Genomic DNA, 7,801 nt, shown 5'->3' with positions numbered 1-7,801 from the left:
GCCCTACAGCGGTGTCTGGTTGCCGGCGGGCAAGCGCCACCGGGTGCGGATGAACGGCGTCAGTACCCGCAGCCTGTATATCGAACCCGTTGCGGCGCCACGCCCCTCCCCCGGTTGCGAGGTGCTGGTCGTGTCGCCGCTGCTGCATCATCTGCTGCTGGCCTCCGCCAACATGCCCGCGCTCTATGACGAGAGCGGTCGCGATGGCGCCCTGGCCCAACTCCTGCTGTACGAGCTGCAACTGGCGCCATCGCTGCCGCTGTTTGCGCCTTTGCCCCAAGATCCTGAACTGGCCAGCCTGTGCAGAGACTTTCTCGCCCAGCCGCATATCCGTAGCCTACCCGAGGAGTGGGCGAAGCAACTGCACCGCAGCCAGCGCACCTTCAATCGCCTGTTCCGTCAGCAGACCGGCATGTCGTTCGCGGTATGGCGCCAGCAGGCCAGCCTGATGGCCGCCGTTCCCAGACTGCTTTCCGGCAGCTCCGTTACCCGTACCGCGCTGGAACTCGGCTATGACAGCCCCGGCGCCTTCTCCAGCATGTTCCGCAAGGTGCTCGGTCAATCCCCTACCGCCTTTGTCCGCGCGGCTACTCGTCAGGAGGAGGAGTCGCCCGACCGATGCTGATGCGGGAGACAGCCCTCCAAACCCGCATGGCCCGATTACGGCATCGAACTAGCAGCCATGAAAGCCATCAGGCCGGTGACGATGCGGAAACGGAAGCCGAGGCTCGGCGCAAGGAAAATTGAAGATCGCATGAAAAGCAAAGGCGAACACTCCCCAGCGTCCTAGCGGCTGGAAGTGCTCGGCGTTTACGAACTATATGAACCTTTGATATCCCGCTAAAGTCGCTTTGCCCTCATCTGGACCTAGGACTAATCTGTTAGCGAACGTAACAATACTAACTATTTTGTACGCGAGGGACACATGGAACTAGGTGATAAGCTCAGCAGCATTGCACAACGCGGACGCGATCAGCTGGATCATATCAAGACCGAGGAAGCGACGAAGACAGCGCTCGTCATGCCGTTACTTGCAGCGCTCGGTTACGATCCATTCGATCCACGGGAGGTAGTACCTGAATTCACTGCAGATGTCGGGACGAAGAAAGGCGAGAAAGTCGACTATGCTATTCGGAAAGACGATGAGCTATCGATATTGATCGAATGCAAGCCTCTAGGGACCGACCTCGCCAACACCCAGTACTCCCAGTTGTTTCGCTACTTTGGCTGCACTGAAGCCAAGTTCGCCATTCTCACCAATGGCTTAAAATATCGCTTCTATTCCGATCTGGATGCACAAAACAAACTCGATTCTCGCCCTTTCTTTGTATTTGACTTGGAAGACTTTAACGACGGTGACGTAGAAGAGCTCCGTAAGTTCACAAAGCCTAACTTTGATGTAGATGCAATTCTTAGCACAGCGAATCGCCTTAAGTACACGAACCTCGCCAAGCGGGCCATCGAAGAAACGATCAAAGAGCCTCCCGAAGAGTTCGTTAAATTCATTGTTTCTCGATTCTACGAGGGTCGACATACCAGACAGGTAATCGACGAGTTCATGCCAATCGTGAAAGAAGCAGGCAAGCTATATATCAAGGAACAGGTAGCACAGCGGCTGAAAGGCGCCTTGGCTCGTAACTACGTGGATGACACCGTTCCTCAACCCGAGCCAGTTCAGGCACAGCTAGAGCCAGAACAGGATGAAATCGTGACCACTCAAGAGGAGATCGACGCATATAACATCGTTCGCTCGATTTTGGCAGAGGTCGTCGATGTATCCCGTGTTGCCATGCGTGATGCAAAGTCATATTGCGCCATCCTACTCGATGACAATAATCGCAAACCTATCTGCCGATTACATTTCAATACGAAAAGCATCAAGCGTGTCGGCTTCTTCAAGGATAAGCAGCAAGAACTTGTGGACATCGCTTCGGTAAGCGACCTCTTTCAGCATCGATCAAAACTAATAGAAACGCTTCAGCAATACCTAGGGCAGAACGTCAGAGACGCTACACCAATCAAGTAATAAACGATAGAAGTTAGCCCCGACTGTGGTTGGGCTAACTCATCTATCGACCGTTTCGCCACCTACCCAGCGGTCGAAAGCCTCAGCCTGAGGGTCCGTCTCCTGCACGGCATAGACCACTAGGCGCAGGTGCCGGCCTTCGTCGACGATCAGGCTGGTGTGCTCGAAGCCGATCTTTCCCAGTCCATCAAGCTCGAGCGCGCGCACACCCTGGCAAGGCGCATCTACTTCGTGGCGGTGCCACCATTGGCGAAACTCGGGGGAATGTGCGGTGAGCTCTTTCACCAGATTGCCGATGGCGGGATCGTCGTCCGCTCGCGCGTAGTCGCGTCGGAAACTGGAGAGAATACGCGGTGCCTGGGTCTGCCAGTCGGCAATGATGCGGCGCAATTCGGCATCCGTGAACAGCATCCAAAGTAGATTGCGATACTCGGCTGGCTGACGGTCGAAGCCGAATACCCGCGCCGCCGCGTCGTTCCAGGCCAGCACGTCCCAGCGCAGATTCAGTACGTAGCAGGGGCGTGTCGTCAGGTCGTCCATCAGGCGCTTCACCAGAGACGGCACCTGACACCAAGTCTTGCCCGGCTCGACCGGCGGGCGCTGGTGAGTCAGCAGGAATAGATGGTGTCGCTCCGCCGCGTCCAGTTGCAGTGCTCGGGCCAAGTTATCGAGGAAGGCTGAAGACACGCCGATTTCGCGTCCCTGCTCCAACCAGGTGTACCAAGTCACCCCCACTCCCGCGAGAGTCGCGACTTCCTCGCGCCGCAGCCCCCGAGTGCGCCGACGCGTGCCCACCGGCAGCCCCACCGACTCGGGCGAGATCCGCTCACGGCGGGTACGCAGAAATTCGGCGAGTTCATTTCGCGTGCGATCTAGCGTTCTCTTCTGGGCCATTCTGTTGCCTCAAGTAATAGTATAAATGGTTAAATTGTAACACTTTAAAACCAACCACACACTCCGTGTACTTCCCTGCACTGCCATCCGACATAACGAGGAAAGTACAGATGACACGCGAAACACATAGCACCACCTATCTGGTGGCCATCGGCGCCTTCGCGCTGGGCATGGTCTCTTACGTCACTGCCGGGCTGATCCCGATGATCCAGACCGACTTCGCGGTCTCCGTTTCCGTGGCCGCCCAGCTGGTTACCGCCTTCACGTTGGCTTACGGACTGGGTTCGCCACTGTGTGTCGCCCTACTGCCCGTGCATCGACAACGTGGCGGACTGTTTGTGATGCTGGGGCTGTTCGTGGTCGCCAACGCCGCCAGCGCGCTGACAACCAGCCTCGCCACCCTAATGGCCTGGCGCGTGCTGGCCGGCATGGCGGCGGGCACCTACCTCGCCATCGGCATTGCGGCGGCCGTTGGCGTGGCGCCGGCAGGGGCTCGCGGCAAGACGATCTCGATCATCATGGGCGGTATGGCGAGCGGCACCGTGCTCGGCGTGCCGCTCGGCCTGCTGCTGGCACAGCGATGGGGCTGGCAGGCCGCCCTGTGGCTGATCGCATTGATCGGGCTGGTGGCGCTGATCGGTCTGATCTGCCGCCTACCGCCCATGCCCGCCGCCCAGGTGGTCCCGATGCGCCGCAAGCTCTCCATTCTGGTTGATTGCCGGGTCATTGGTCTGCTCGGCATCTCCCTGCTGGCCGCCATTGCCAGCCTGGGCATGTACACCTTCATCGCGCCGCTGATCGGCGCGCACGGCGAGCGCTCGGTGACGCCCTATCTATGGGTGTGGGGCGTAGGCGGGGTGCTCGGCAGCTTCTTGATCGGCACGCTGGTCGACCGCTTCTCAGGCCCCAGGCTCACCTTTGCCATCATGCTGCTGCTGGGTATCGCGCTGATAGTCCTCCCGCTGCTGCTTAGGATCAGCCCCTTGCTGGCGCTGATTCCGATCGCGCTCTGGGGCGCCGTGGGCTGGGCGCTACAGGTGCCCCAGAACAACGAGTTGATGAAAGCCCGCGAAGCTCAGGGCGACGGCAACCTCGCGGTGGCCTTGAACGAATCCGCGCTCTATCTCGGCAGCGCTCTCGGCGTCTCGCTCGGTGGGCTCGCCCTGGCCCTACAGATGCCCGTCGACACACTCTCCATCGTCGCCGGACTCGTGGCGCTATCGGGCATGGGCGTGCAGGCATGGCTGTGGCAGCGTGCCAATGCACGCGGCGCGGACTGCCAAAATTCGTGAATTCGCCACGCCAGTGCGACAACTGGCGTTCAAAGAGGTTGATCAAACCGTCGATCCGCATCGTCTCGTGCCTCCGGGATCAAGCAGCCGGCCCCGTGCTCTCTCGTGTCACCAGCTCGAAGGGCATGATGCGATGCTCATCCGCTGCGTCATCCCGGTCATCGATGATGTCGAGCAACAGGGCCACGGCCTCGCGACCGAAATCCTCGGCGGGCTGGGCGATGGTCGTCAGGGGAGGATCGCAGAAGGAAGCGAAGGCGATATCGTCGAATCCCGCCACCGAGATGTCCTCGGGTATCCGCAGCCCCGCTTCCTTGATGCGCCGCATGGCGCCCATGGCCATTTCATCGTTCTCGCAGAAGATCGCCGTGGGTGGGTCGGCTCGTGACAGCAGATCGCCAGCTGCCCGGTACCCGGAGGATGGCGTGAAGTCACCGGGAAACACGAGACTTTCGTCCGGCAACAGGCCCGCAACGGCCAGGGCATCCTGAAAGCCCAGCAGACGATCCCGGGTCAAGGGGCTATTGCGCGGCCCCTTGATCATGCCGATACGGCAGTGCCCCAATGCCAGCAGATGCTCAGTCACCGACCGGGCGGCGGCTCGGTTGTCGAGCTTGACGGTGGGGCACGGTGCCGCGTCGAGCACCTCACAGGCGTTGACCATCGGCGGGCGTGCCTGGCCGCTCGATGTCGTGAAGGGATCATGGGCGCGCAGCTGGATGAGGCCATCGGCCTGACGGGTCGACACCAGGCCGGCGTAGGCCCGCTCGGTACGTTCATCGCCGAGTGTATTGCACAGCAGAATGCCGTATCCCCGCCGCTGTGCCGCTTCCTGGATGCCGCCAATCACCCGGGCAAAGAAGGTGTTGGCAATGGTCGGCACCAACACCACCAAGTTACGGGTGCGTTGCGATCGGAACTGCACCGCCGTGAGATTCGGTCGATAGTCGGCCTGCTCGACGGCGGCCAACACCTTGTCACGCGTTCCCGGCGAAACGACGTCGGGGGTCTTCAAGGCGCGCGACACCGTTGCCACCGACACACCGGCCAGCTCGGCCACCTTGCGAATATTGGTCATGCCTGACTGTATACCTCCCCTCGTCGCCTACCTCGGCACCATCATGCGGGCCAGTCTACTGCATCATCGACCCTGACTCACCGCTACTCCCGCTCGCCTCCCTGCGACCTAGGTCTCATTGAACCCGTGCGGTTCACGGGCTAGCTTTCAGCGAAATGTAACCGGTTACACTCACCTATAAGACCGGCCGAGACAGTCCAGCCGAACCCTGTGGAGGACGAATGACAACAGCAAAACGACGCGTGCGAATGGGCATGATCGGGGGTGGCGAAGGCGCCTTCATCGGCCGGGTGCATCGCCTGGCCGCCGCTCTGGATGGCGAGCTTGAACTGGTCTGCGCCAGCTTCAGCCGCGACCCCGGCAACAACGCCCGCACCGGCGAGGCCTGTGGCCTGTCAGCACAGCGCCTCTACCCCGACTGGCAGTCACTGATCGATGGCGAGCGCCGGCTACCCGACGACCAGCGCATGGACGTGCTGGTCGTGGTCACGCCCAATCACCTGCACGTGCCCATCAGCCAGGCGGCGATCGAGGCGGGTTTCCACGTCTTCTGCGAGAAGCCGGCGGCGACCACCCTGGCGGAAGCACGCCGACTCGCCACCACCCTCGAAGCGAGCCAGGGCCTCTATGGTCTCGCCCATACCTATCTCGGTTACCCCATGGTCTGGCAGGCACGCCGCCTGGTGAGTGATGGCGAGCTCGGCCGGCTGCGCAAGATTCATGTCGAATACCCCCAGGGCTGGCTCGGCACCAACCTCGAGGGCACCGGCAACAAGCAGGCGAGATGGCGCACCGACCCCGCCATCGCCGGTGCCAGCGGCTGCATGGCCGACATCGGCACGCACGCCTTCGGCCTCGCCGAGTTCATCTCGGGACACCACGTCACCGAGCTCTGCGCCGCCCTCGGCATCCATGGCGAACAGCGGCGTCTCGATGATGACGGCGACGCCCTGTTCCGCACCGCCGAAGGCGCCAGCGGCACCCTGATGGCCAGCCAGGTCTGCACCGGCGAGGAGAACGCCCTGAAGATCCGCCTGTATGGCGATCGCGGCGCGCTGGAGTGGCAGCAGATGGAGCCGAACACTTTGATCCACCGGCGCCTTGATGAGCCCATGCGGGTGCTGCGCGCAGGGATCGACCAGCCCGGCCTGGCGCCGGAGGCCCTGCAACGCCTGCGCCTGCCCGGAGGCCATCCCGAAGGTTATCTGGAGGCCCTGGCCAACCTCTACCGCGACTTCGCCTGCGCCGTCCGGCGTAGCGATCGCGGCGCCGCCGAGGGCGTTCCCGGCATGGAAGAGGGGCTGCGGGGCATGGCCTTCATCGAGGCCCTGCTGAAAAGCCAGGCCGGCACCGCCAAGTGGACATCTCTTGAGGACACTTCCCAGCGGCATGACGCGGAGGCAACGACATGACAGGCACTCACGACAACGGCATCAAGGGTCCGGGACTCTTTCTCGCCCAGTTCCTCGACGACCACTCCCCTTTCGATGATCTCGACACCATCACCCGCTGGGCCGCCTCGCTCGGCTATCGTGGCGTCCAGATGCCGACGGTCGATCCACGCTTGATCGATCTCGAACTCGCCGCCGACAGCCAGGATTACTGCGACGAACTGACCGGACGCTGCACCGAGGCCGGTGTCGCGATCAGCGAGCTTTCCACCCATCTGCAAGGCCAGCTAGTGGCGGTACACCCCGCCTTCGATGAACTCTTCGACGGCTTCGCTCCCGCGCACCTGCATGGGCGGCCCGACGCACGCCGGCACTGGGCCGAGGAACAGCTCAAGCTCGCCGCCCGCGCCAGCCGGCGTCTGGGGCTGACAGCACACGGCACCTTTTCCGGCGCCCTGCTGTGGCCCTACGTCTACCCCTGGCCGCAACGGCCGGCGGGGCTGATCGAGGAGGGTTTCGCCGAACTGGCCCGTCGCTGGCGGCCGATCCTGGATGTCTTCGACGAACAGGGCGTCGACCTGTGCTTCGAGATTCACCCGGGGGAAGACCTGCACGACGGCGCCACCTTCGAGCGCTTCCTCGACGCCGTGGACGGCCATCCCCGGGCGAAGATCCTCTTCGATCCCAGCCACATGGTGCTGCAGCAGCTCGACTACCTGGGCTTCATCGATCGCTACCACGAGCGGATCGGCATGTTCCACGTCAAGGATGCGGAGTTCACGCCCAGCGCCCGCAGCGGAGTCTACGGCGGCTATCAGGGATGGGTCGACCGCCCCGGTCGCTTCCGCTCGCTGGGCGATGGCCAGGTCGACTTCAAGGGCATCTTCTCGCGGCTCACCCAATACGGCTACGACGGCTGGGCGGTACTCGAATGGGAATGCTGCCTCAAGGATGCCGCCCAGGGCGCCGCCGAGGGCGCGCCCTTCATTGCCAGCCACCTGATCAAGCGGGCCGACAAGGCCTTCGACAACTTCGCCGACACCGGCTCGGACCCGGCGCGCAACCGGCGTCTGATGGGGCTCGACGAGACGCACTGACACCCACCACACAATAACGAGGG

General features: G+C 62.3%; 7 protein-coding genes. 5 read left to right on the top strand and 2 right to left on the bottom strand.

Features of this window, described 5'->3' with window-relative positions; genetic code table 11:
- Both CCD76_RS16450 and CCD76_RS16445 read left to right on the top strand, forming a co-directional pair.
- Positions 1-625: AraC family transcriptional regulator (locus CCD76_RS16450; protein WP_087720515.1), on the top strand; the 625-nt coding region annotated here is incomplete at its 5' end.
- 300 nt (positions 626-925) lie between these two features.
- On the top strand, positions 926-2,026 hold the full coding sequence (locus CCD76_RS16445; RefSeq protein ID WP_087720512.1) for a type I restriction endonuclease: 1,101 nt from the start codon (positions 926-928) through the stop codon (positions 2,024-2,026).
- 39 nt (positions 2,027-2,065) lie between these two features.
- On the opposite strand, the gene CCD76_RS16440 is transcribed toward CCD76_RS16445, so the two are convergent.
- Positions 2,066-2,920 (bottom strand): helix-turn-helix transcriptional regulator, encoded by an 855-nt coding sequence (locus CCD76_RS16440; RefSeq protein ID WP_087720511.1) that lies wholly within the window; start codon positions 2,918-2,920, stop codon positions 2,066-2,068.
- A gap of 110 nt (positions 2,921-3,030) precedes the next feature.
- Between CCD76_RS16440 and CCD76_RS16435 the strand changes: the two genes are divergently transcribed.
- The gene (locus CCD76_RS16435) at positions 3,031-4,212 is read left to right on the top strand and encodes an MFS transporter (protein WP_087720510.1); all 1,182 of its coding nucleotides are present in this window, start codon (positions 3,031-3,033) and stop codon (positions 4,210-4,212) included.
- A gap of 79 nt (positions 4,213-4,291) precedes the next feature.
- On the opposite strand, the gene CCD76_RS16430 is transcribed toward CCD76_RS16435, so the two are convergent.
- Positions 4,292-5,290 carry a LacI family DNA-binding transcriptional regulator gene (locus CCD76_RS16430; RefSeq protein WP_087720509.1) on the bottom strand — a complete coding sequence of 333 codons (999 nt, stop codon included), beginning with the start codon at positions 5,288-5,290 and terminating at the stop codon, positions 4,292-4,294.
- Between the two features lie 221 nt (positions 5,291-5,511).
- On the opposite strand from CCD76_RS16430, the gene CCD76_RS16425 reads away from it, so the two are divergent.
- Positions 5,512-6,702, top strand: a complete 1,191-nt coding sequence (locus CCD76_RS16425; protein WP_087720508.1) for a Gfo/Idh/MocA family protein — start codon at positions 5,512-5,514, stop codon at positions 6,700-6,702.
- Positions 6,699-7,778, top strand: coding sequence for a sugar phosphate isomerase/epimerase family protein (locus tag CCD76_RS16420; RefSeq protein WP_087720507.1), 1,080 nt, complete (start codon positions 6,699-6,701; stop codon positions 7,776-7,778). Before CCD76_RS16425 ends, CCD76_RS16420 begins: the two co-directional genes overlap by 4 nt.
- The last annotated feature ends 23 nt before the right edge of the window (positions 7,779-7,801 follow it).

This window comes from Salinicola salarius, assembly GCF_002179555.1.
Classification (GTDB): domain Bacteria; phylum Pseudomonadota; class Gammaproteobacteria; order Pseudomonadales; family Halomonadaceae; genus Salinicola; species Salinicola salarius_A.
The sequence above is the reverse complement of the archived record's forward strand: the minus strand, read 5'-3'. Positions and strand labels throughout refer to the sequence as shown.